Consider the following 21,841-nt stretch of genomic DNA (forward strand, 5'->3'; position numbering starts at 1 on the left):
CTACGGACACGCATGCCGCCTCGCGCCGCGCCGCGCGCGCCCCGCGATCTCTCCGCCGCGATCGGGCTGACGCTCCTCGCCGACGCGTGCGTCCTCCTCTCGCCGCTCGGCGGCGCGCTTCGCCTCCCGCTCGGCCTCGCGCTCGCCCTCCTCGCGCCGGGGTACGCGATCGTCGCCGCGCTCTTCGCTGACGACGAACGCCCGGGGGCGACCCGCCTCGCGCTCGCCGTCGCCGCGAGCGCTGTCGTCACGCCGCTCTGCGCCGTCGGCGTCTCGCTCTCCCCGTTCGCCCTCGGTCCCGTCCCGCTCGCCGGTGCGCTCACCGCCGTGACGTGCCTCGCGGTCGTCGCCGCCGCTCGCCGTCGCTCCGCGGATTCGGCGCCGTCCGAGAGCGGTGTCCCCCCGGGGACCGCCGTCGCGTCGCCCGATGCGACCGACGACCGCTCGCGGCGCGCGCTCGACGCCGCGCTCGTCGTCCTGATACTGCTCGCCGCCGCGAGCGTCGCCCACGCGGCGCTCACGCCCGCGACCGCCGGCGCGTCGCTCTCGCTCACGACCGGGGACGGCGACGCGGTCGCCGGCGGCTATCCGGGCGAGAACGAGACGCTGAGCGTCGGCGTCACGAACCACGGGACGGGGGCGGCGACGTACACGCTCGTCGTACAGCGCCAACGCGTCGCCGCCGAGAACGCGACGCGCGTGCTCGCGCGAGACGAGGTCCGCCGCGAGACGCTCACGGTCCCGGCGGGCGCGACGCGACGCCGGTCGTCGGCCGTCGCGGACGGTCCGGGGAGGACGCGGGTCGTCTACCTGCTGTACGGCGGCGGGGTGCCGGCGACGCCGACCGCGTCGAACGCCGATCGCGAAACGCACGTCTGGATCGACTAGCCATCGCCGAATCGGTCCCCCTCGCCCGAGACGCGCCGTTTATGCCGCGCTCGAACGTATCGCGGCCCATGCCAACGCTCACGGTCGCGGCCGTCGCCGACGTCGGCCCGCAGACGGTCGCCATCGAACTCGACGCTCCGGCGTCGTTCGACGCCGCTCCCGGTCAGTTCGTCCTCGTGCGCCGCCCCGGCGGTGACGACGCCGGCTACTACACGATCTCCTCGCCGGCGGTCGCCGAGACGTTCGAGATCACCGTCGGCTACCCCGTCGACGAATCCCCGGACGAGTCGCTCGGCACGTGGCTCGCGCGACGCGAGGTGGGCGACGAAATCGAGATCGAGGGCCCGCTCGGGACCATCGAGTACCGCGGCGAGGGCGACGTCGCCGTCTACGCGGCCGGACCCGGGATCGGTCCCGCAGTCGGCGTCGCCGAACGCGCGATCGAGAGCGGCCACGACGCGACGGTCGTCTATCGGGGCGACGCGCCACCGCACCGCGCGCGCCTCGACGCGCTCGCCGAGGCCGGCGCGACGGTCGCCGTCGTCGACAGCCTCGACGACCTCGCCGACTTCGACGCCGATCACCCGTCCGTTCCCACGCCCGCCGTCTACGTCTTCGGCTTCGACGACTTCGTCGCCGAGGCGAAGGCGCTCCTCGAGGCCGCGGATCGCGATCCCGCCGAGGCCGCGATCGAGAGCTTCGGGCCGGCCTGACGCCCGAGCTCGAACCCGCAAGCGTTAACCGTCAGTTTAGGGTTGCCTAAATCATGGTAGACCGGACGCCACGCACGACGCGGCGCGCGTATCTCGCTGGCGCGGGAGCCGTCGGGAGCGCGCTCGTCGCCGGCTGTACGGGCGGGAGTAGCGACGACGCCGACGAGACGTCGAGCTCCACGACGGCCGGGGGGACGAGCGCGGCCGACTCGTACACCGCGAGCATCGCGCCCGTCGGCGAGGTGACGTTCGACGAGGTGCCGGAGAGCGCCTTCACGATGTACCCGCAGTACGCGGACATGCTCGTCGCGCTCGGCCACGGCGACGCCGTCAACTCGCTGTTCGTCCCCGAGATGTCCGGGACGACGATGAACTACTACTACGAGCACCTCGACGGCGTCGCCTTCGACTGGGAGGGCCTCCCGAACCCGTTCGACAACTTCACGAAGGAGTTCTTCTACAACCTCGACAGCGACGTCCACCTCCTCGGACCCGCGTGGGCGAGCACGCAGAAGAACTGGAGTCGCAGCGACGTCGACGACGTCGTAGAGAACGTCGGTCCCTTCTTCGGGAACTTCTACAGCGGCACGCGCAGCGCGCCGCCCGAGGCCTACGCCGACGCCTACGAGTACTACACGCTCTGGGAGATCTTCGGCCGCGTCGCCTCGGTCTTCCGAGAGCGCCGGCGCTTCGAGCGGCTGAACGCCGTTCACGCCGACCTCATCACCCACATCGAGGAGAACCTCCCGCCGAGAGAAGAGCGCCCCACGGCGGTCCGCGTCACCCTCGGCGACGGCCAGTTCTGGACGTACCACCTCAATCGGCCCGGGTTCTGGCTCGCGGACACCCGCCCGCTCGCCGCGACCGATGCCTTCGGCGACGCGGAGTGGGACGGCCTCTGGGGCTCCGTCGGCTACGAGACGATGGCGGACGCCGACCCCGACGTCATCCTCCACCTCTGGGGGATGACCTCGCGCTACGACATGGCGACCGTCCGCGAGCAGCTCCGCGACCACCCGGTCGGCAAGGAGCTCTCCGCCGTGCAGAACGATCGTGTCTACGCGCAGGGGATGCGCTATCAGGGCCCGCTGATGAACCTCTTCCAGATCGAGATGACGGCGAAACAGCTCTACCCCGACGTCTTCGGCGAGTGGCCGGGCTACACCGACGGCGAGCCCTATCCAGCGATCCCCGAGGGCGAACGGCTCTTCGACCGACAGCGCGTCGCCGACATCGTCACCGGGAACTGACCGACACCGCTCCTCCCGCCGTCGCCGACGCGCCCGTCGTCTCACCGCTCCTCCCGCCCCCGGTCGTACTGTCTCCACCCGCGCCTGAGTGACCAGAGACCGACGAGCATCGCGGTGACCGTAGCTTCGTACGTGTACGCGTCGTCATCGTCTGCTCACACGCTGATCGGATCGACGAGCACGGGCCCGAAGACGGAGACGGAGACGAGGACGAGCACGGGCCCGAGGAGCAATCCCGCTCGAAGCCGATGCGATCCGACGCTATCGGAGAGCGCCGCCCGGGGCACGCAGCCCACCTCTCGCTGTCGGGACCCACACGTCGGGCTACGCGGGGCCGCGACCAAACCGATTACGACCGGCTCGATCGGTCGGCTTCGATCGGTCGCGGGTCGGGCACGGTACCCGACGTACGTACTCTTCCATCTCGCCCGCATCCGAAACGCGAAAGCATCCCCGACACGACCCCTTCGGTGTGTCGCTGGCCTCCAACCTCCTCTACATGTTCGGCCTCCTCGGCGCCGGGCTCGTCGCCCGCCGCCTCGGCCTCCTCACGGCCACGCGCGCGGACTACCTGACGCGCTTTGCGTTCTACGTCGCGCTCCCCGCGCTCGTCTTCGCCTCGACCGCGACGACGGACCTCGTCGCGGTCTTCTCACCGCGCATGATCGCCGCGTTCGTCCTCGTCGAGCTCGCCGTCGCCGCGATCGCGTGGCTCGTCCACCGCCGCCTCGACGACCCCGCGAAACGCAGCGTCGCCATCGTCCAATCGTACCACAGCAACTTCGGCTTCCTCGGGCTCCCGATCGTCACGATCACGCTCGGATCGGTCGCGGCCGGGAAGGCGAGCGTCCTCCTCGGCGTCGGCGCGCTCGTCCAGATCCCGCTCACCGTCCTCGTCCTCATGACGATCAACGACGCCGAGGCCGACCTCCGCGACGAACTCCTCGGCATCGTACGCAACCCCGTGATCGTCACGCTCGTCGTCGGCCTCGGCTTCGCCGCGTTCGGCCTCCCCGTTCCCGACGTCGCTGCGACGGCGCTCGGGTGGCTCGCGGACCTCGCGCTCCCCGCCGCGCTCCTCTCCGTCGCGGCCTCGCTCACCTTCGACGCCGATGGCGTCGACGTTCCGACGGTCGGTGCCGTCGTCGCCCTCAAGATCGTCTGTATGCCGCTCCTCGCCTTCGGCGTCTTCACGCTCCTCACGAGCGATCCCCTCACCGTCCGCACCGGCGTCGTCATGCTCGCCATGCCGACCGCCATCTCGACGTTCATCTACGCGACGCAACTCGGCGGCGACACCCGCCTCGCGTCCGCGAACGTCTTCGTCACCACCGTCACCTCGCTCGCTGCCGTCTTCGTCCTGCTCCAGTTCGTCCTGTGAGCGCCACCCCGTTCACGAGGCCGGCGATCGGGCCGTGGACGCGTCCGCCGTCTGCCGGTGGCCGCCGTCGGCCGTCGGTCTTCGAGACGGTTCGGGGCGTGAGGTACCCGTCGTCCGATCACTCGCCGTGTCCGTTCGGTTACGCGCCGCCGTAGCCGTCTGATTCCCGTCCACTGTGGCCGTTCGGTTGCGGGCCACGGTAGCCGTCCGATCACCCGTCGCCGTAGTCGTTCGGTTGCGAGCCATCCCACCCGTCTGATTGTTCGCTACCGTGTCGGTTCGGTCACGGATCGGTACCGTCCGGTTGGAAGCCGGTGTCGTAGTCCGGTCGGGACCCGGTGTGACCGTCTCGGTGTCCGCCGATCGCGCCGGTCGCGTACGCCGGTCGGTCGCGTTCATCGGACCCTGACCGTGGTCGGGGCCGGTAATCGTTCGTGCGACGCGCGCGACTTCCGGTCCGCTCAGCTCCCCAGCGCGTCGCTGGAGCGTTCTGATCGCGGTGGCGTTGACACCGTTCGCGCGGAGGGCCTCCGCAGGGAGGCCCTCAGAGACGTTCGCGGTCCGGCTCGTCACCGCCGCGACGGCGTTCAACTCGGCACGCGTCTCGGCCACGCGTGCGGCGTACCGACCCTCGCTGATCGTTCCGTTCCGCCGGGCCTGCTGAAGTCGCGTGAGCCGGTCGGCGAGTCGCTCGGCTCGTGCTCGGCTCTCCTCGAACTGTGCGCTGACGATTTCGGCCTTCGCGTCCGGCGTCGCCGCGCTTTCGACCCGTCGACCGAACGTTCGGGATTCGAGATCCCCCTTGAGATCGGCGCCTCGGACACCGACCACGCCCGCGAGGCGCTCCCCGGGCGCGATCGCGTCCGACGCGGTGTCGTTCGTCGTCCCGTTCGGTACGGCACCGCGGACGTCGCCGTCGACCGAACCGACGCTCGCCGTGACAGACGCCGACCCCGCGACGACGAGGAGACACACGAACAACGTGATGACGGATTGGCGCATCCTTTCGTCTCTAGTCACGGACTCACCGACATATATACGCCCGAGTTCGTCAACCCGAATTAACCGCAGTTACGCCGAATAGCGACGAACGAACGCGCGACGTCGCCGCCCGACTTCCCGATACGGGAACTCGACCCCCGGTCTCGGCGGCCGCGCTCACTCGGACTCCTCGGGCAGTCGTACGACGTTCTCGCGGCCGATTCGGAACGTCTCGATGTCCCCCGCCTCCCGGAGGTCGCCGATGACCTGACTGGTCTTCGCGTCCGTCCACCCGAGTTGCTGAACGACTTGCTGTTGTTTCATCCGTCCGCCGTGGGTTTCGACCAGTCGGAGCACGCGCTCCTCGTTGCTCAGCAGTTCCTCGGGCGGTTCGGTGGATTCCGCCGCCCGCGTGGACTCCTCCGCGTTGGTCGACGCTTTCTCCGCCGTCCGTTCGCTCTCGCCCGTTCCCGTTGCCGGTCCGGGTGATGGGCCACCGGACTCGACGGACGCCGTGTCGTCGGCGTCACCACGCCGATAGAGGTAGAGCGCCCCACCGACGCACGCGAGCAGGACGAGCGCGCCACCGGCCAAGAGCACCGGTGACGGACCCGACGACGTCGGTCGTCGAGACGACGTGGATGCGGTAGTGGCGAGGAGCGTCGGCTGTCCCGCCGTGAACTCCAGCGGCCCCTCCCAGATGACCGCGTTCTCGCGCTCGTCCGTCGGTTGTGGGTCGACGGCCGTGGCGTGATATGCCTCGGGCCACTCGACGAGGAGCGTCGTCTCGGCATCGAGGAAGAGTTGCGAGAGGGCGTCGCCGGCGCGGAGTCGCGGGCCGTCGACCGCCGCGAAGTTCGTCCACGTGAACCGATAGGTGATGACGCCGTAGGACTGCGGTAGCTGGCGCGTCTCGGCGTCGACGGAGACGTTCGTGACTCGCATCTCGCGGCCGGTCGCGTTCTCCGCCGCCAGCGCCGTCGCCTTCATCTGCCGCTCGAACCCGGACGTGTACTCCGCCGGCGACCCGCGGACGTCGGCCGCGAGCTCCTCGAACGCGTCGGTCTCGTTCTCCGTGGACAACCGCATCCTGTACGTGACACGCCACGTCGCGTTCCCGTCAGCGTGTAGGGATACCCCGAGCACGACGTCGTCGGGATCGATCTCGACGTCGCCGACGGTGACCGTCTCGCTCGCCGTCGCCGGCGGCGAGGCGACTGTCGCCGTCGGTATCGCCGCGGCGACGACGAGCGCGAGCACGAGGAGGCGGATCCATCGGCGATCGGGCATACGTTCATCCACCCTTCGAGCGAGGTCGGGAAATCGTTTGCTACAGGCGTCTCCCACCGCCGGGGTGGTCCCGGCCGGCGACGAGCGGCGGCCGAGACGCGCTTTAGCGCCGAGCGTCGTCCGACTCTCCGACCGTGTTCCGCAGGGTACCGACGCCCTCGTAAGTGATCTCGATCTCGTCGCCGGGTTCGATCAGGCCGGGGTTGGCCGGGCTGCCGAACGCGACGACGTCGCCCGGCCGGAGGGTAAATCGCTCCGAGAGGAACGCGATGACCGTCCGCGGCGAGAAGAGCATGTGGTCGGTGTCGGAGCGCTGGCGCTCCTCGCCGTTGACCTCCGTGTGCATCTCGATCCCGCCCGGGTCGACGTCCGTCTCGATCCACGGCCCGAGCGGGGCGGAGCCGTCGAAGGCCTTGCGGGCGGTGCGTCCCGGTTGGTCGAGAGCGTCGACGTCGTTCATGATCGTGTACCCGCGGACGACGTCGTCCGCGTCCGCCGCGGCGACGTCGCTGCACCGCTCGTCGATGACGGCGGCGAGTTCGCCGGCGTACGTGACCTCCTCGGAGAACCGCGGATAGGGGATCGGGCGCTCGGGGCCGAGCACCGAGACCGGCGGCTTGATGAAGAAGTCCGGTTCCGTCGGGCGCTCGTACTCCATCTGATCGAGCGTCGCCGCGTAGTTCCGCCCGACGCAGTAGAGCGTCGAGGGCGCCGCCGGTGCGAGTAACGCCGCCTCGTCGCCGTCGAGGTCGTACGCCTCCGTCTCCGTTTCGAGGACGCCGTCGTCGTACGTTCCAGTCACGATCCCGTCCGGCGTCCGCGCACGAGCGAGTCGCATACCGGCCGTACCGCGACCAGCCACAAGAACGCTCGTGCCGCGGTGATCCTTACCTCACGGCTCGACGAGGATCTTCACCGCCTCGCGATCGGGATCGAGGAGCGCGTCGAAGCCGTCGTCGACGATGTCGTCGAGGGCGATCCGGTCGCTGACGAGGGGGTCGGGATCGAGCGTGCCGTCCGCGAACATGTCGGGGACGGCGTTGAACTCCACGCCGCCGCGCGGTCCAGCCGCGTACGCGGTCGAGCCGCCGATCGCGCGCTCGCCGAGCACGATCTCGTTCGGGTCGAACGCGACGTCGTCCTCGAAGATGCTGACGATCGTCACCGACCCGTCGTGTTTCGCGGCGGTGATGGCGTCCCGTACGGTCTGTTCGATCCCGGCGACCTCGAACGTCGCGTCGACGCCGCCGTCGGTCTCGGCGAGGAGCGTCTCGAGCGCGTCCGTCGCGCTCGGATCGAGCGTGACGTCCGCGCCGACCTCGGCGGCGAGGTCGCGCCGCGTGGCCTGTGGCTCGACGGCGTAGACCGTCCGGGCGCCGGCCGCGCGGGCGGCCTGGACGACGGTGAGTCCGATCGGCCCGGTCCCGAACACGGCGACGTCGTCACCGGCCTCGAAGTCGGCGTTCCGGACAGCGTGGAGACCGACGCTGAACGGCTCGACGAGCGCGGCGTACGCCGGGGACACGGAGTCGGGGAACGAGACGACCTTCTCCCGAGGGACGGCGATCTGCTCCGCGAACCCGCCGCCGCCCCCGGAGAGGCCGATGAACCCCAGGGACTCGCAGAGGTGGTAGCGACCGGCGGTGCAGTAGCGACAGTCGCCGCAGTAGAGGATGGGGTTGACGGCGACTACGTCGCCCACGTCGACGTCGGTGACGTCGTTCCCGACCGCCGTGACCGTCCCGCCGAACTCGTGGCCCATCGGGATCGGGGCGGTCTCGCCCGAGACCGGATGGGGCTCCTCGCCCGGCACGAAGATCGGCCCGGCGGCGTACTCGTGGAGGTCGGACCCGCAGATCCCGCAGGCGGCGACCTCCACCAGCACGTCGCCGTCGCCGACCGTCGGCTCCTCGATCTCTTCGACGCGAACGTCCTCCCGTCCGTGGTACACTGCGGCACGCATACGCGGCAGTTCCCGGCGGATCCACTAAAGTGTGTCCGGCGACTCAGCGCTCGGTCGCGTCGTAGACGCCCGCGACGCCGACCGGACTCGCCTCGATCGCGATCCGGTCGCCCTCGGCGTACTCCTCGGCGGTGACGACGGTGATCGCGTCGATCGACCCCCCGCGGAGGAGCGACCAGACGCGCCGGAGGAACGAGGGGGAGCCGCCGCGGCGACAGACGACGATGTAGTTGCCGGCGGCGCGCTCGGCGAGCGCGGGGTCGAGGTCGTGATCGTCGCGGTCGTCCGGGGGGACGACGTGGATGACCGTCCCCGTGATCGTCTCGGGCATCGTCGCGGCCTACGCGTCGGGGGTGGGTGAGCCCTCCGACTCGCGTTCCGGGGCGTCGAGTCGCGAGAGCACGGCGTCGAGGATCGCCGTCGTCGCGCCCTTGTGGAGGGGTTCGTTGTCGTTGCCGCACTGTGCGGACATGAGACAGGAGGGACAGCCGGTCGGGTCCGCGCAGTCGCAGCGCGCGACGCGATCGCGGGTCTTCGCGGCGACGGCCTCGACGTGGTCGTAGATGCTGTGCGCGAACCCGACGCCGCCCTCGACGGCGTCGTGGATGAACCACGTCGGCGCGCCCGTCTCGGGGTGCATCGGCGTGCTGAGCCCGCCCATGTCCGAGTTGTCGAGGCGGAGTTCGAGCGGCGCGAGCTTGATCATGCCGTGCTCCGCGCCGTGGAGGCCGCCCGCGAACGTCCAGCCGGCGTCGGAGGCGGGCGCGCCGTCCGCGTCGAGGAGCGCCGCCGGCCCGAGCGCGTCGACGACCCGGGACTCCATGTCCGCGGGGAGCTCGACCCACGTCAGGTGCGTTCGCAACTCGATCGGCGGCAGGTCGATCGGGTACGGTCCCTCGACGCTGCCGTCGCCGATGTCGTGTCGGCGGTACTGCGTGTAGTCGATCTCGACGGTGCCCGTCCCCGCGTGGAGCGAGTAGCCGTCGCCGAGGTCGCGCGAGCGCGTTGCCTCGACGTCGTGGACTCGCTTCTCGTGAGCGGTCGTCGTGTACTCGTTCGTCCGGACGCGTTCGAGCTCGACGTACGGCCGGTGGCGGTCCTCGGCGAGGTCCACCACCTCGTACTGCTCGCCGTCGTACATCACGAGCGCGCCCGGGTGGTAGTCTCGATACGCGCGCTCGCGGCCGATCGGCTCCATGTCGATCTCCCCGTCGACGCGTCGGACCTCGTATTCGACGTCCGTCGTCGCGTACAGCGAGATCGACGCCTGCGGGCGCGGGCGCCCGTCGTACTGTGCGCCGCGCTCTAGGTCGCCGACGACCTCGCCGGCGTCGCGCCAGACGGAGACGGCGCGTTCGAGGCGCTCTCGCGGGCCGAACCACGCCGCGTCGTCGGCGGTAAGCGGGAGTTCCTCGGCCGCACACCGGACGTGGCGCGCGTAGACGTGGTTGTTCGAGACGTCGACGACCGCGTCCTCGATCTCGTCGCCGAGCAGGTAGTCCGGGTCGTCGAGGATGTACTGGTCGATGGCGTCCCGCCGCGGGACGAAGACGGAGAGGGCCTTCGACGTCCCGCGCCCCGCGCGTCCGATCTGTTGCCAGAACGACTGGCGGGTCCCCGGATAGCCCGCGAGCACCGTCGCGTCGACGCCGCCGATGTCGATCCCGAGTTCGAGCGCGCTCGTCGTGAAGACGGCGTCCGTCCGCCCGCTCTTCAGGGTGTTCTCGACCGCGCGGCGCTTTCGCTTGCTCAGCCCGGCGTGGTACGGCTTCGCGTCGAGGCGCGCGTCCGTCGGGTGCTCGCGCGCCGCGTCCCGCGCCCGCTTCGCCGCGATCTCGACGCCCTGCCGCGATCGGAGGAACGCCAGCGTCTGCACGCCCGAGAGCCCGAGGTGGCTCGTGACGCTCGCGGCCGCCGCCCCCGCGCGCTTCCGGGCGGTCGGGGCGTCCGCGTCCGCGGGGGCGGAGGCGGCCCCCTCGTCGCTCCCGCTCCCGCCTCCGTCGTCGTCCCGCCGCGGCAGCCAGAACGCGATCTCGCGGCGCCCCCGCGGGCTCCCGTCGGTCTCGACGACGCTGAACTCGCGGCCGACCAGGGCCTCCGAGTGGTCCTTCGGGTTGCCGATCGTCGCGCTCGTACAGACGAACTGCGGCGTCGAACCGTAGTGATCGAGGACGCGGCGGAGCCGCCGGAGTACCCACGAGACGTGCATCCCGTGGACTCCCGTGTACGTGTGCGACTCGTCGATCACGACGAGGTCGGTGTTCGCGTACACGTCGCGCCACTTCGCGTGGTTCGAGAGGTAGTGGTTGATCCCCGCGAAGTTCGTGATGACGACGTCGCGGTTCGCCCGGATCAGCGGTTTGCGCTCCGCCTTGGTGTCGCCGTCGTACGTCTCCGCGCTCGCGTCCACGCCGAGGTCGCCGAACAGGTCGTTCAGCGCCCGCTCCTGATCGGTGCTCAGCGCCTTCGTCGGGTAGACGAACAGCGCCCGCGCGTCCGGATCCCGCCGCTTCAACAGCGCGTAGTAGAGCGCGTAGACCAGCGTCTTCCCCGAGGACGTCGAGGTGGCGACGGTGACGTTCTCGCCGTCCCGGAGCGCGTCGAGCGCCGCCGCCTGGTGCGAGTAGAGGTCGTGATCGAGCGCGTCCGCGAGCCACGCGGGGAGGACGTCGCCGGGCGCGACGGTGTCCGCCGCCACCGCCGGCACCGTCTCCACGTGCGCGAGCTGATCCGGTTCGGCGTCGGGGTACGTCGCTTCGAGGGCGGCGGGCGTGAGCTCGTCCGCCAGCCGATCGCGGTCGTCGCTCATTCGAAATCACCCAGCGTCCCCTGCGTGGTCGTCGTCGCCGCGTCTCGCGGCCCGTCGCTCCGGGCGACGCCCGCGATCGGCTCGGCGTCGCGCACGGCCTCGTAGACGTACGCGAGGGCGCGCACGTCGTCCTCGCAGTAGCGCTCGTGGCGCGCCCAGTCGAGTTCTGTCGCCCGCGAGGGATCGGCGAGCCACCGTCGGAAGCGCTGGCCGACGACCGCACCGCTCAGGCCCGTCCCGGCGGACTCCCAGCCGAGCGCGCCCGCGACGTCGTCGAGCGCGTTCGTCGCCCCCGGGAGGACCGCGTTCCCCTCCGTCGAGGCCCACCAGAGCAGATCGAACGTCCACGCGTCGCGCCACGTCGCGGCGTACTCGGGGCAGTGGCGGGTGACGTGCTCGTGGAGGTGCGGGAAGTCGAAGCGCTCGCCGTTGTACGCGACGAGCGGCCGTCCGCTCGCGCGCGTCGCGTACCACTCCGCGAACGCCGACACGGCGCGTCCCCTCGCGTTCGGGTCGGTGGCGAGGAACGAGCGGTACTCCTCGGTACGGCTGTCGTACACGCCGATCAGCCAGATCATCGTCGGGCTCAGCCCGTCCGTCTCGATGTCGACGAACACCGGATCGTTGCCCGGCAGACGCTCCGCGGAGGTTCGGTAGACGACGCCCTCGCTTCGGGCCTTCGCGCTGTAGCGGATCGTCCGCTCCGTCGTCGCGCCGATCCCCTCACAGCGCTGGAGCTCGCCGGGATCGCTCGCCGCGACGGCCGCTTTCGTCGCGTAGCCGGCCTCGCGCAGCGTCGCCGCGCGCGTCGGTCCGACGCCGTCGAGGCCTTCGAGGCCGAACCGCCCCGGATCGTACGTGTCGCTCGCCACGGTCCCGTCGCCGTACAGGCGGAGCGCGGCGATCCGGGCCGGCGGTGACGCGCTCGTCTCGCTCGCGCCCGGCCAGACGCCCGCGACGGCGAGCCCGTCCCAGTCGTTTCGGTATCCGGGGTCCGCGTTCGTCGTCAGGTGCGTGTACGAGCCGTCGATCGCCGCCCCGTCCAGCGCCTCCTCGTACGCCGCGCGGCCCTCCAGCGTCGTCTCCAGCGCCGTCAGGTCGACGTCGACGGCCAGCGCGTCGGAGAGGACGTACGTCTCGCTCGCGGCGTCAAGATCGCCCCGTCGCTCCTGACCTGCGAGCGTCTCGAACCCGCGCGGCGTCGAGAGACACGCGAGCTGCGGGCCGGACGCACCGGCGACGACCCCCGTCGGGAGGTCGGTCAGACGGAGCACCCGGCGGTCGCTCCCGACGGCCGCGAGCCGCGCCCCGTGTCGCGGCCGCTCGACGAGCACGGCGTCCGGGTCGAGGTACGCGAGGGACTCCCGGAGCCCCCGGTCGGTGAGCCGGTCGAGAACGGTGGCCGGATAGACGGCGAGCGCGACGGACCCCTCCATTCGGCCCGACCGAGGGGCGGCACGCGCTTAAACGGATCGTCGGGCGACCGACGGGGCGTGGCGGGACGCCGGTGACGAAGGGGGAGGAGAGATCGGGATGGCCCGCCCGGACGGGTTCGAAGAGGTCGATGCCGTCGCACTCCGGGAGGTCGTGCCCGGAGACGACGCAGCGACGGCGCCGCACGATCCGGCTCCCGGCTCTCTGCTATCCGTCGTCCGGTCCGGTGACTGCGCGCTCCGCCGGGCGTTCGGGCGTCTCGATCCCCGCCTCCTCGAAGGCGGCGAGGCTCCGCTCGGTGACATCGGAGGCGAACGCGAACTCGTCGCGGAGGTCGGCGACGTACGCCTTCCCCGTGACCGTCCGGTAGTACGCCTCGTCCTCGACGACGACCGCGGTCGGGTGGTCGTCGTCCACGTAGACGTACGGCGAGGTGACGAGGGCGTCCGCGACGACCTCGCTCGCTCGCGCCACGTCCGCGCCCTCCGCGACCGCGAGATCGACGGTCACCAGCATCTCCGGCGCGCCCGCGTTCGCGTTGGCGACGTTCGAATCGAAGACGGTCGCGTTCGGCACGCGGACCTCGGTGTCGTTCGGCGTCGTCAGCGTCGTCGCGCGCAGCCCGATCCCCGTCACCTCGCCGTAGTGCTCGCCGATCTCGACCTTGTCGCCGACGCGGTACGGCTTCTCGGTGACGAGCACGAGCCCGCCGACCACGCCCGCGACGAGGTCGCGCAGACCGAACCCGAGCGCCGCGCCGAACAGCCCCGAAAGCGCGACGACCTGCGTCGACGACAAGCGCAGGAGGGGGCCGGCGATCACGTACGCGGCGCCGGCGTAGACCGCGAACGTCACCACCGGCGTCAGCATCTTGATAGCGATCCGGCGGCGCGGGACGCGCTCGGCGAGCGCCCCGATCGCCCCGGTCGCGACGCGGACGAGGACGTACGCCGCGACGAGCACCGCGACGCTGTTGCCGAGCAGCACCGGATCGATCGACACCGCGGTCAGCCCCGTCCGGGGCGGGATCATTGGAGCCCCCGCCGGTCGGTCTCGCGCGCGGCGGTCGGGACGGCCGCGGGCGCGAGCCGGACGATCCCCTCGTCGACGGTGACGACGTCGGCGCGGCGGAGGCGGGCGAGCGCGCGCGTCGCGTGGTCGACGAGTCGGTCGAGCTCGGGGCGCGCGACGCGCTCCTTCGAGAGGAGGACGCGCAGGCAGAACGCGGTCTCGCGGTCGAGATCGAGGCCGTCGCCGGCCGGCCCGACGTCGCTCGGTCGGAGCTCGTCGCGGCGCGTCGCCTCCCAGATGGCCGTGGCGACGCCGACGTTCCCCATCGACACCGCGGCGAGACGCTCGAAGACGACGTCGGTCGGGTCCACCTCTCTGCCTTCGGGTCTCGGTCCGAGCACGCGGCGGTTCGGGACCGGGATCGAGACGCCCACCGTCCGCCCGCGAAGCGTGGCCGAGACCCGGCGGGTCGTCACGATCCCGTCGGCCGTCCGGTCGGCCGCGAACGTCGGCAGGTCCTCGTACCGGTCGAGGAGGAGGTCGGCGAGATCCGACGCGCTCGCCGGCGCCGCCTCGACGCGCGCCGCGAACGCCCGATCGACGTCGCGGACGTGCGCCAGATACGTCCACGCGTAGCTGTTCCACCCCGCGACCACCGGCGTCTCCGTCGCCGCGAGGGCGCGCACCGCCGCGTCGAGGTCGTCGAAGCCGCCGATCCGGCGCTCGTAGAGGTGGTGGCAGTCGTCGACGACGAGGGGGCCGTCGCCGAGGGCGTCGCGGACCGCCGCGGCGTCCGCACCGGGGTCGAGGCGGCGATACGTCGCGCCGGCGGCGTCGGCGAGGCGTTCGAGCAGGTCGTGACGGCCCCCGTACGGCGGTCCGCAGACCGCCAGCGGCCCGGCCCGCTCCCCGCGGATCGTCCCCTCGACGGTCGCCGCGTCCTCCTCGTGTAGCGGCGCGAACTCACCGACCGGGTCGCCGGCGTCGTCATCGACCGCCGCGCGGTCGCGCTGTCCCGTCATGTCTCCGGCTTGTGGGAGGAGGACCGTAAGCGTTCGTCGCCGCGCCAGCGTCTTTCAGGTTCTCGAAGGCCGCGACCGTGGACGTCGCCGACGGCATCCTCGTCGCTTATGTGACCGGGAGCCCTCGCCCCGTCCGAATGCGCTCCAGACTCCGCCACCCTCTCACTGCCGTTGCCGTCACGCTCCTGTTGACCGTGCCGTGGCTCTGGTTCTTCGTGACCTACGGTGGCTACGGCGCGGTCCACGTCGGTGAGAACATCACCGCCGGGATGGCCGTCCTCGTCGCCGGAATCGCCATCCTCGGCGCCGCGTTCCTCCTGGCGTGGGCGGCCGAGACCGCCGAGAAGGACGTCCCGCGGGCGTTCGCCATCGCCGTCCTCGCGGTGCTCGCCGTCGCCCCCGAGTACGCGGTCGACGCCCTCTACGCGTGGCAGGCGGGCGCCGGATCGGCCGACGCGGCCAACCTGGCGATCGCCAACATGACGGGCGCGAACCGCATCCTCATCGGCCTCGGCTGGGCGGGAATCGCCCTGTTCAGCATCTACCGGGCGGGCAGTAGCGCGGACGCCGCGGTCGAGAAGCGCGACGGCTTCCTCGCGGACACGGTGATGCTCGATCGAAGCATCGCCGTCGAGATAACGTTCCTGCTCGCCGCGACGGCCTACGCCTTCGTCGTCCCGTTCGGGGGCATCGGTCCGCTCGACACCCTCTTCCTCGTCGGCTTGTACGTCTGTTATCTCCTCATCATCGTCCGCGGCGAAGTCGAGGAGCCCGAGGCTCACGTCGGGGTCCCCGCGTACTTCCAGAACTACCCGCGCCTCCCGCGGATCGCGCTCGTGCTCGTCGGCTTCGTCTTCTCCGGCGCGATCATCTTCACCGCGGTCCACCCGTTCGCGGAGGGGTTGGAGACCCTCGGACTCCAGTACGGCGTCCCCGAGTTCTTCATGATTCAGTGGATCGCGCCGCTCGCCTCCGAGAGCCCCGAGCTCGTCGTCGTCGCCTACCTCGTCAACAAGGCGCGCTCGACCGCGGGGTTCAACGCGCTCATCTCCTCGAAGCTCAATCAGTGGACGCTCCTCGTCGGGACGCTCGCCGTCGTCTACTCGATCTCCGCGGGCGCCGTCGGCGCGCTCCCCTTCGACACGAAGCAGGCGGTCGAGATCTGGGTGACGGCCGCCCAGAGCTTCTTCGCCATCGCCATCCTGACGAACTTCGAGATCGACGCCCGCGAGGCCGTCGCGCTCCTCGCGTTGTTCTCGACGCAGGTGTTCGCGGAGTTCTACGTGATCCGGACGTACGCGGAGCCCGTCGCCACCGAGATCAGCATCACGATCCTCTACGCTTACACCGCCGTCTACCTCGTCCTCGGCGCCGTGCTCTTCTACCTGCGTCGGGACAGTCTCCAGCGGCTCCTCCGCACGACGGTCCGCGACGCGCGCGGTGCATTCAGCTCCGGCGAGAACTGAACGCCGGCGCTGACCGTCCGCTGCCCGCCCGCCGTCTCAGTCCCACTGCCAGCCGCCGAGCGGGGGAACGCCGTCGCCGAGGTAGAGGTACGCCCGCGTGAGGAGCGTCGCGTTGAGAACAGAGACGCCGGCCCCCACGACGAGCGAGACCGCTTGGACGGCGAGGAAGCCCGCCAGCGTGGGGTCGGAGAACGCCACCTGCGTCCCCTGACTCACGAGGAGCGACGCGGCCATCGGACCCAGGAGGAGGGCGAGGATCCGCAGTCGGTTTCCCCGCGTCGTTCGCCAACTCTCGACGAACGCGCGCGCGGCGTTCCGATCCCGCAGGGCGATGGCCTGCGGGACGAACGAGAACGACAGCATCACGAACAGCGCGGGGAGGCTCAGGAGGACGAACGCGACGAAGACGACGATCCCCGGCGACGCGACCGCGGTGAGTCGGAGGACCGCCCGGGGCGCGTATCGGAGCGCGACGTAGCCGACGAGCCCGATCGTGAGCACCTCCAGACAGACGAACAGGACGAACTGGACGAGACCCCCCGCGAGCGTGTTGAGCGACGCCCAGCCGAGTCGGTGGAGGACGAGTTCGTCGGAGAGCTGTCGGCGCGGATCGGCGACCATCACGCGCGTGGCGACGACCTGTACGGGCGCGGTCAGGAGCCCGCCGGTGACGGCGCCGAGCGACCCCGCGGCGACGGCGATCGAGAGCGGGAGGGACGTGCCGGGCGTCGGGGCCGCGGCGAGTGGGGTCCCCGGCACCGACATCGGCACGTACGCCGTCGCGAGCGCGTAGACGAGTCCGACCTGCACCGCGGACGCGAGCGCGAACGCGACCACGAGGAGGGCCCCCGTGCGGGTGAACGCGAAGGAGAGACCGGCGGAGAGCGTGCGACGTATCGGGAGATCCATACCGGGCGTACGTCCCTCGATAGTTGAAACCCGCGGGTCGCTTTCCGGGACGGAAAACGTCCGCGGGGCCGGTCTCGTGGACCGTGGAGGGCCGAAGGGGAAGGGATCGGCGGGCGGCCCGCCGACGTCGACACCGAGACCGGCCACCGGCATAACACCCGAGCGCGGTTTTCCGGGCCGGACAACCGGCGGCGGGTATTAAGCCGTCCCGGTCGAACGGTCCGGCGTGAGTGAGGACCGGCCGGACGAGGAACTCTTCGCGCTCCTCAACGACGAGTACGCGCGCGCCATCCTCACTCAGACGAGCACCGAACCGATGTCCGCGAAAACACTCCGCGACCGATGCGACGCCTCGCTTCCGACGATCTACCGGCGGGCGGAACGGCTCGTCGACGCCGGGCTCCTCACCGAACGCACCGAGATCGGCGAGAACGGGCACCACTACAGCGTCTTCGAGGCCCGCCTCGACCGCCTCACCGTCGATCTCGACGACGGCGAACTCACCGTCGCGGTCGAGACGACGGCGGACGACCCGGCGGATCGCTTCACCGACATGTGGGAGGGGATCTAGATGCCGGACGAGACGGCGTACGTCGGCTACCTTGTCCTGCTCGCGGTGACGCTGCTCGGTCTCGTCCTGAGCCTCGCCATCGTCCTCCAAGCGTACCGCGGCTACCGGCGCAACCGCAGTCGCCCGATGCTCTACCTCGCGCTCGGCCTCGGCCTCCTCACGGTCGTCCCGTTCGCCATCTCGCTCGCGGTCGCGTCGCTCGGCCAGCACCTCGGCTTCGGCCCGCTCGTCTACACCTATTACGCGCCCATCGTGAGTCGCGTCGTCGAGATCGCCGGCCTCGCCAGCATCCTCTACTCGCTCTACGTCGGCCGGTAGGGCGTGCCGTCCTCGGACACGGGCGACCCCGCGGGCGACGCCGAAGACGAGGGACGGGATCGCGGTCGCGAGATCCGCATCGGGCGTCGGTTTCCGGGTTGGAACATCGTCGCCGTACTTAAGTCACGGGCACCGAAAGGACCGGTCGTGTCCCTGAACATCGGTTCCTCCCTGACCGGCGGCCTCCGACGCGTCGCCACCAGAAACGGCGCCCTCATCGTGTTGGCGTACGCCGCGATCGGCCTCGTCTGGCAGGTCGCCCTGTATAGCCTGCTCGCCACGCAACTCCCGCGCGACGCCGCGACGGAAGCGACGGCGCTCCCGTCGATCGACGCCCCCCTCTCCGTCGTCGCGCTCGTCGCGGTGCTCGCGTTCGTGGCGCTCCAGTACCTCACGATCGTCGCGGTCCGCGTCTTCGTCGGCGGCGACTCGCGCTCGATCCCCGGCGAGTACTACCGGCGGAACGCCGTCGGCGCGTTCGTCAACACCGTCATCGGCGGCCTCGTCTACGGGGTCCTCGTCGCCATCGGGACCGTCCTCCTGATCGTTCCCGGGATCATCGCGTACGTCGCGTTCTGCTTCACGATCTTCTACGTCATCGTCGACGACGAGAACTTCGTCGCGGCGCTCCGCGATAGCTGGCGGCTGACGCGCGGCAACTGGCTCCGCCTGTTCGTCGTGCTCTTCATCCTGTTCGTCGTCGTCGGCATCGTCGGCGCCATCGTCTCCGTCGTCGCGGCGGCGGTCGTCACCGCCGCCGCCGGGGCGTCCGCCGGCACCGTCGTCTCCGGCGTGCTCGTCCTCCCGTTCTCCATCATCACGATCGGCGTGCTCGCCGAGGCGTTCGTCCAACTCCGCGAGGGCGACGGCGCGATCTGAGCTGAGCCGTCTCGCACCTCCGCGTCGCGGTGCGGCTCGCGCCGCGTCACGTTCGCGTGACTCCGACCCGGCCTACCACTCGGCGACGCTGCCGTCGTCGTGTCGCCAGACGGGGTTGTGCCAGTCGACGTCTTCGTCGGCCTGCTCGCGGACGTGTTCCTCGTTGATCTCGACGCCGAGTCCCGGCGCGTCCGGTATCGAGACGTACCCCTCATCGTACTCGAAGACGGACGGGTCCGCGAGGTAGTCGAGGACATCGCTCGTCTCGTTGTAGTGGATGTTCAGACTCTGCTCTTGGATCGTCGCGTTCGGCGAGCAGGCGTCGACTTGGATGCACGAGGCGAGCGCGATCGGTCCGAGCGGACAGTGGGGCGCGAGCGCGACGTCGTAGGCCTCCGCCATCGCCGCGATCTTCTTCACCTCCGTGATGCCCCCGGCGTGTGAGAGGTCGGGCTGGATGACGTCGACCGCGCCGCTCTCGAAGACCTCCTTGAAGTCCCAGCGGGAGTACATCCGTTCGCCCGTCGCGATCGGGACCGACGTGCGCGCGGCGATGTCCGGGAGCGCGTCGTTCTGCTCGGGGAGGACCGGCTCCTCGATGAACATCGGTTCGTGGGGTTCGAGGGCGACGGCGAGGCGCTTGGCCATCGGCTTCGTGACGCGCCCGTGGAAGTCGACGCCGATGTCGACCTCGTCGCCGACCGCCTCGCGGACCTCGCGGAGGCGGTTCACGGCCGCCTCGATCGCCGCGGGATCGTCGAGGCGCTCCAGCTCCTCCGTTGCGTTCATCTTCAGCGCCGAGAACCCCTGCTCGACCTTCCGCTCGGCCTCGGCGGCGACGTCGCTCGGGCGGTCGCCGCCGATCCACTGATACACCTCGATCCGATCGCGGGCCGCGCCGCCGAGGAGCTCGTACACCGGTACGCCGAGTGCCTTCCCCTTGGCGTCCCAGAGTGCCTGATCGATCCCCGCGATGGCGCTCATGAGGACCGGCCCACCGCGGTAGAACCCCCCGCGGTACATCGTCTGCCAGTGGTCCTCGATGGGGTGGACGGGCTCGCCGAGCAGGTAGGTGTCCATCAGTTCCTCGACGGCCGCCCGCACGGTCTTCGCGCGTCCCTCGACGACCGGCTCACCCCAGCCGACGAGACCGTCGTCCGTCTCGATCCGGAGGAAGAGCCAGCGCGGCGGGACCTCGAAGAGTTCGTAGTCGACGATCTGCGTCATCTGCCGACATCTGCGGCCACCACGCTATTGTAGGTTCCCGTCTCCGACTCGCGCGACGGCGCAGGCGTCGACGCGTCGTCCGGGGACGCACCACGGCGACGATCCGCGGCCCGTCGGGGCGTCACGATCCCGAGCGCGTGGCGGCGCGTCCGAGGGCGGCGACGAGCGCCATCGCGACCACCCCGGTGAGCGAGAGCGCGAGCACGCCGGCGAGCGAGTCGGCCATCCGGAACGTCGCCGCGGTGTCGATGAGGTAGCTCCCGAGGTCGCCCGCGTAGAGGAACAGCTCGGCGGCGACCATCCCGCGGATCGCGCGCCCCGCGCCGAGGCGGAGGCCGGTCAGGATCGACGGGAGCGCCGAACGGAGGTACACTTCGCCGTAGACGACGCGCGGTCCGGCGCCGAAGACCCGCGCGGCGTCGACGGCGCCGCGATCGGTCTCGCGGACCCCGGTCTCCGTCGTGACGACGATCACGAACACCGCGAAGAGGAAGACGAGGACGGTCTTCGCCAGCGGCGTCAGGCCGAACCAGACGACGAACAGCGGGGCGAGCGCGACGACCGGCGCGGCGTAGAGCGCGTCGACGGCCGGGTCGTAGGCCGCGGCGAGGCGCTCCGAGAGGCCGAGCGCGAAGCCGACCGGGACGCCGACAGCGACCGCGAGCGCGTAGCCGAGCGCCGCGTGGACGAGGGCGTCCGCGATGGCGCGCCGGAGCGTCCCCGTCACGACGAAATGCTCGACGAACGAGGCGGCGACCGCGACCGGCGACGCGAGCAGCGTCCGGGCCGCGGTCGTGTAGGCGTACCACGCGAGGAGGAGGGCGACGACTGACGCGACGCGGAGCAGGACGCGGCGCCGGCGGTCGGTGAGCACGCGCGTATCGGACACCGTCAGCGAACACCCCCCTCGACGTGGTGCCACGGGGCGTAGCGGCGTTCGAGCGCGCCGAGGCCGCCCGCGATCCCGACCGAGAGCGCCATCAGGACGAGGACGACGGCGAGCGCGCTGTCCGTCTGACTGTACCGCTGATAGCCGTGGAGGAGGCTACCGAAGCCGGCGTACACCCAGAGCTCGCCGACGACCATTCCCTTCACGGCGCGGACGGCGCCGAGTCGGAGCGCGGCCGCGACGTGCGGGAGCGACGCCGGGAGGAGGACGTGCCGATAGACGCCGAATCGCGACGCGCCGAAGACGCGGCCGGTCTCGACGAGCGCGTCGTCCACGTCCCGCACGCCCGCGCGGAGAGTGAGGGTGACGTGGAAGACGGCGAAGAGGAAGACGACGACGACGTAGAACCCGATTCCGGCCCCGAAGACGGCGATGAGCAGGGGGAGGAGGCTGGCGACGCTCGTCACGAACAGCGTCGTCACGGGCGTGTCGGCGAGCGCGTCCGCGGTCGACGAGAACCCCATGAGGAGCCCGAGCGGGACGCCGACCGCGACGGCGAGCCCGTATCCGAGCGCGAGCTTCGGGAGGCTCGCCGCGAGCGCCCCGAACAGCTCGCCGGAAGCGACGAGACCGACGCCGGCCGCGAAGACGTCCGAGAGCGGCGTCAGTCCGTCGACGACGAGCCGGGCGAGGAGCTCCCACGCGAGCGCGAGCGAGCCGACGCCGAACAGCGGGTAGCGGACGCGTTCGTTCATCGCGGTCATCGGTTCCGTCGTCGCGGGCGTCGATCCGTCCGCCGCGAGCGTCGCCGGCTCGCTCGCGTGATCCACCGTGTACGCC

22 protein-coding genes are annotated in these 21,841 nt (G+C 71.1%); 8 read left to right on the plus strand and 14 right to left on the minus strand.

Features of this window, described 5'->3' with window-relative positions; all coding sequences use genetic code 11:
- Positions 1–12: 12 nt before the first annotated feature.
- The 3 genes from J2754_RS01035 (at position 13) to J2754_RS01045 (ending at position 2,851) form a co-directional block, all read left to right on the plus strand.
- Positions 13–888, plus strand: coding sequence for a DUF1616 domain-containing protein (locus J2754_RS01035; protein WP_211086435.1), 876 nt, complete (start codon positions 13–15; stop codon positions 886–888).
- A gap of 68 nt (positions 889–956) precedes the next feature.
- A complete protein-coding gene (locus J2754_RS01040) occupies positions 957–1,601 on the plus strand; it encodes a ferredoxin reductase domain-containing protein (protein WP_211086436.1) in 645 nt (214 codons plus the stop codon).
- A 53-nt stretch (positions 1,602–1,654) separates the two neighbouring features.
- A complete protein-coding gene (locus tag J2754_RS01045; protein WP_188877115.1) occupies positions 1,655–2,851 on the plus strand; it encodes an ABC transporter substrate-binding protein in 1,197 nt (398 codons plus the stop codon).
- Positions 2,852–3,006: 155 nt separating this feature from the next.
- Here the strand turns inward: J2754_RS01045 and J2754_RS01050 are convergent, their stop codons facing one another.
- Positions 3,007–3,147 carry a hypothetical protein gene (locus tag J2754_RS01050; protein WP_188877114.1) on the minus strand — a complete coding sequence of 47 codons (141 nt, stop codon included), beginning with the start codon at positions 3,145–3,147 and terminating at the stop codon, positions 3,007–3,009.
- Between the two features lie 176 nt (positions 3,148–3,323).
- Here J2754_RS01050 and J2754_RS01055 point away from each other — a divergent pair, with 176 nt between their 5' ends.
- Positions 3,324–4,232, plus strand: coding sequence for an AEC family transporter (locus J2754_RS01055; RefSeq protein WP_211086437.1), 909 nt, complete (start codon positions 3,324–3,326; stop codon positions 4,230–4,232).
- 12 nt (positions 4,233–4,244) lie between these two features.
- Here the strand turns inward: J2754_RS01055 and J2754_RS01060 are convergent, their stop codons facing one another.
- The 9 genes from J2754_RS01060 to J2754_RS01100 form a co-directional block, all read right to left on the minus strand.
- Positions 4,245–5,234, minus strand: a complete 990-nt coding sequence (locus J2754_RS01060; RefSeq protein WP_211086438.1) for a bacteriophage T4 gp5 trimerisation domain-containing protein — start codon at positions 5,232–5,234, stop codon at positions 4,245–4,247.
- A gap of 156 nt (positions 5,235–5,390) precedes the next feature.
- A complete protein-coding gene (locus J2754_RS01065) occupies positions 5,391–6,503 on the minus strand; it encodes a helix-turn-helix transcriptional regulator (RefSeq protein ID WP_211086439.1) in 1,113 nt (370 codons plus the stop codon).
- A gap of 103 nt (positions 6,504–6,606) precedes the next feature.
- Positions 6,607–7,341 carry a fumarylacetoacetate hydrolase family protein gene (locus J2754_RS01070; protein WP_188877112.1) on the minus strand — a complete coding sequence of 245 codons (735 nt, stop codon included), beginning with the start codon at positions 7,339–7,341 and terminating at the stop codon, positions 6,607–6,609.
- A gap of 54 nt (positions 7,342–7,395) precedes the next feature.
- Positions 7,396–8,466, minus strand: coding sequence for a 2,3-butanediol dehydrogenase (locus tag J2754_RS01075; RefSeq protein WP_211086440.1), 1,071 nt, complete (start codon positions 8,464–8,466; stop codon positions 7,396–7,398).
- A gap of 43 nt (positions 8,467–8,509) precedes the next feature.
- Positions 8,510–8,797, minus strand: coding sequence for a DUF7526 family protein (locus J2754_RS01080; RefSeq protein ID WP_188877110.1), 288 nt, complete (start codon positions 8,795–8,797; stop codon positions 8,510–8,512).
- A 9-nt stretch (positions 8,798–8,806) separates the two neighbouring features.
- A complete protein-coding gene (locus tag J2754_RS01085) occupies positions 8,807–11,275 on the minus strand; it encodes a DEAD/DEAH box helicase (RefSeq protein ID WP_211086441.1) in 2,469 nt (822 codons plus the stop codon).
- Positions 11,272–12,711 (minus strand): ribonuclease H-like domain-containing protein, encoded by a 1,440-nt coding sequence (locus J2754_RS01090; protein ID WP_211086442.1) that lies wholly within the window; start codon positions 12,709–12,711, stop codon positions 11,272–11,274. Before J2754_RS01090 ends, J2754_RS01085 begins: the two co-directional genes overlap by 4 nt.
- A 205-nt stretch (positions 12,712–12,916) precedes the next feature.
- A complete protein-coding gene (locus J2754_RS01095; protein WP_188877106.1) occupies positions 12,917–13,741 on the minus strand; it encodes a mechanosensitive ion channel family protein in 825 nt (274 codons plus the stop codon).
- Complete coding sequence (locus tag J2754_RS01100) at positions 13,738–14,742, minus strand: TniB family NTP-binding protein (protein ID WP_211086443.1); 1,005 nt, start codon at positions 14,740–14,742, stop codon at positions 13,738–13,740. The genes J2754_RS01095 and J2754_RS01100 overlap by 4 nt, the downstream gene beginning before the upstream one ends.
- A gap of 137 nt (positions 14,743–14,879) precedes the next feature.
- Between J2754_RS01100 and J2754_RS01105 the strand changes: the two genes are divergently transcribed.
- The gene (locus tag J2754_RS01105) at positions 14,880–16,208 is read left to right on the plus strand and encodes a sodium:calcium antiporter (RefSeq protein WP_211086444.1); all 1,329 of its coding nucleotides are present in this window, start codon (positions 14,880–14,882) and stop codon (positions 16,206–16,208) included.
- A gap of 36 nt (positions 16,209–16,244) precedes the next feature.
- Here J2754_RS01105 and J2754_RS01110 read toward each other — a convergent pair whose 3' ends face one another.
- Positions 16,245–17,117, minus strand: a complete 873-nt coding sequence (locus tag J2754_RS01110; RefSeq protein WP_211086445.1) for a DUF7847 domain-containing protein — start codon at positions 17,115–17,117, stop codon at positions 16,245–16,247.
- A 226-nt stretch (positions 17,118–17,343) separates the two neighbouring features.
- Here J2754_RS01110 and J2754_RS01115 point away from each other — a divergent pair, with 226 nt between their 5' ends.
- The 3 genes from J2754_RS01115 (at position 17,344) to J2754_RS01125 (ending at position 18,885) form a co-directional block, all read left to right on the plus strand.
- Positions 17,344–17,688 carry a winged helix-turn-helix domain-containing protein gene (locus J2754_RS01115; RefSeq protein ID WP_188877101.1) on the plus strand — a complete coding sequence of 115 codons (345 nt, stop codon included), beginning with the start codon at positions 17,344–17,346 and terminating at the stop codon, positions 17,686–17,688.
- Complete coding sequence (locus J2754_RS01120) at positions 17,689–18,006, plus strand: DUF7521 family protein (protein WP_188877100.1); 318 nt, start codon at positions 17,689–17,691, stop codon at positions 18,004–18,006.
- A gap of 147 nt (positions 18,007–18,153) precedes the next feature.
- Positions 18,154–18,885: a DUF7847 domain-containing protein gene (locus J2754_RS01125; protein WP_211086446.1), complete on the plus strand. Its 732-nt coding sequence runs from the start codon at positions 18,154–18,156 to the stop codon at positions 18,883–18,885.
- A 72-nt stretch (positions 18,886–18,957) separates the two neighbouring features.
- On the opposite strand, the gene dgoD is transcribed toward J2754_RS01125, so the two are convergent.
- The 3 genes from dgoD to J2754_RS16015 all read right to left on the minus strand — a co-directional run bounded on the left by dgoD (position 18,958) and on the right by J2754_RS16015 (position 21,831).
- Positions 18,958–20,112, minus strand: a complete 1,155-nt coding sequence (gene dgoD / locus J2754_RS01130; RefSeq protein ID WP_211086447.1) for a galactonate dehydratase — start codon at positions 20,110–20,112, stop codon at positions 18,958–18,960.
- 121 nt (positions 20,113–20,233) lie between these two features.
- A complete protein-coding gene (locus J2754_RS01135) occupies positions 20,234–21,001 on the minus strand; it encodes an ABC transporter permease (RefSeq protein ID WP_211086448.1) in 768 nt (255 codons plus the stop codon).
- 2 nt (positions 21,002–21,003) lie between these two features.
- Positions 21,004–21,831, minus strand: a complete 828-nt coding sequence (locus J2754_RS16015) for an ABC transporter permease (RefSeq protein ID WP_211086449.1) — start codon at positions 21,829–21,831, stop codon at positions 21,004–21,006.
- Between the last annotated feature and the right edge of the window lie 10 nt (positions 21,832–21,841).

The organism is Halarchaeum nitratireducens, from assembly GCF_017874695.1.
GTDB classification, from domain to species: Archaea; Halobacteriota; Halobacteria; order Halobacteriales; family Halobacteriaceae; genus Halarchaeum; species Halarchaeum nitratireducens.

Excerpts from the sequence above, each read along its gene's own strand:
- J2754_RS01035 (WP_211086435.1), top strand. The coding sequence starts at position 13 with ATGCCGCCTCGCGCCGCGCCGCGCGCGCCCCGCGATCTCTCCGCCGCG.
- J2754_RS01040 (WP_211086436.1), top strand. The coding sequence starts at position 957 with ATGCCAACGCTCACGGTCGCGGCCGTCGCCGACGTCGGCCCGCAGACG.
- J2754_RS01045 (WP_188877115.1), top strand. The coding sequence starts at position 1,655 with ATGGTAGACCGGACGCCACGCACGACGCGGCGCGCGTATCTCGCTGGC.
- J2754_RS01060 (WP_211086438.1), bottom strand. The coding sequence starts at position 5,234 with ATGCGCCAATCCGTCATCACGTTGTTCGTGTGTCTCCTCGTCGTCGCG.
- J2754_RS01065 (WP_211086439.1), bottom strand. The coding sequence starts at position 6,503 with ATGCCCGATCGCCGATGGATCCGCCTCCTCGTGCTCGCGCTCGTCGTC.
- J2754_RS01070 (WP_188877112.1), bottom strand. The coding sequence starts at position 7,341 with ATGCGACTCGCTCGTGCGCGGACGCCGGACGGGATCGTGACTGGAACG.
- J2754_RS01075 (WP_211086440.1), bottom strand. The coding sequence starts at position 8,466 with ATGCGTGCCGCAGTGTACCACGGACGGGAGGACGTTCGCGTCGAAGAG.
- J2754_RS01080 (WP_188877110.1), bottom strand. The coding sequence starts at position 8,797 with ATGCCCGAGACGATCACGGGGACGGTCATCCACGTCGTCCCCCCGGAC.
- J2754_RS01085 (WP_211086441.1), bottom strand. The coding sequence starts at position 11,275 with ATGAGCGACGACCGCGATCGGCTGGCGGACGAGCTCACGCCCGCCGCC.
- J2754_RS01090 (WP_211086442.1), bottom strand. The coding sequence starts at position 12,711 with ATGGAGGGGTCCGTCGCGCTCGCCGTCTATCCGGCCACCGTTCTCGAC.
- J2754_RS01095 (WP_188877106.1), bottom strand. The coding sequence starts at position 13,741 with ATGATCCCGCCCCGGACGGGGCTGACCGCGGTGTCGATCGATCCGGTG.
- J2754_RS01100 (WP_211086443.1), bottom strand. The coding sequence starts at position 14,742 with ATGACGGGACAGCGCGACCGCGCGGCGGTCGATGACGACGCCGGCGAC.
- J2754_RS01105 (WP_211086444.1), top strand. The coding sequence starts at position 14,880 with ATGCGCTCCAGACTCCGCCACCCTCTCACTGCCGTTGCCGTCACGCTC.
- J2754_RS01110 (WP_211086445.1), bottom strand. The coding sequence starts at position 17,117 with ATGGATCTCCCGATACGTCGCACGCTCTCCGCCGGTCTCTCCTTCGCG.
- J2754_RS01120 (WP_188877100.1), top strand. The coding sequence starts at position 17,689 with ATGCCGGACGAGACGGCGTACGTCGGCTACCTTGTCCTGCTCGCGGTG.
- dgoD (WP_211086447.1), bottom strand. The coding sequence starts at position 20,112 with ATGACGCAGATCGTCGACTACGAACTCTTCGAGGTCCCGCCGCGCTGG.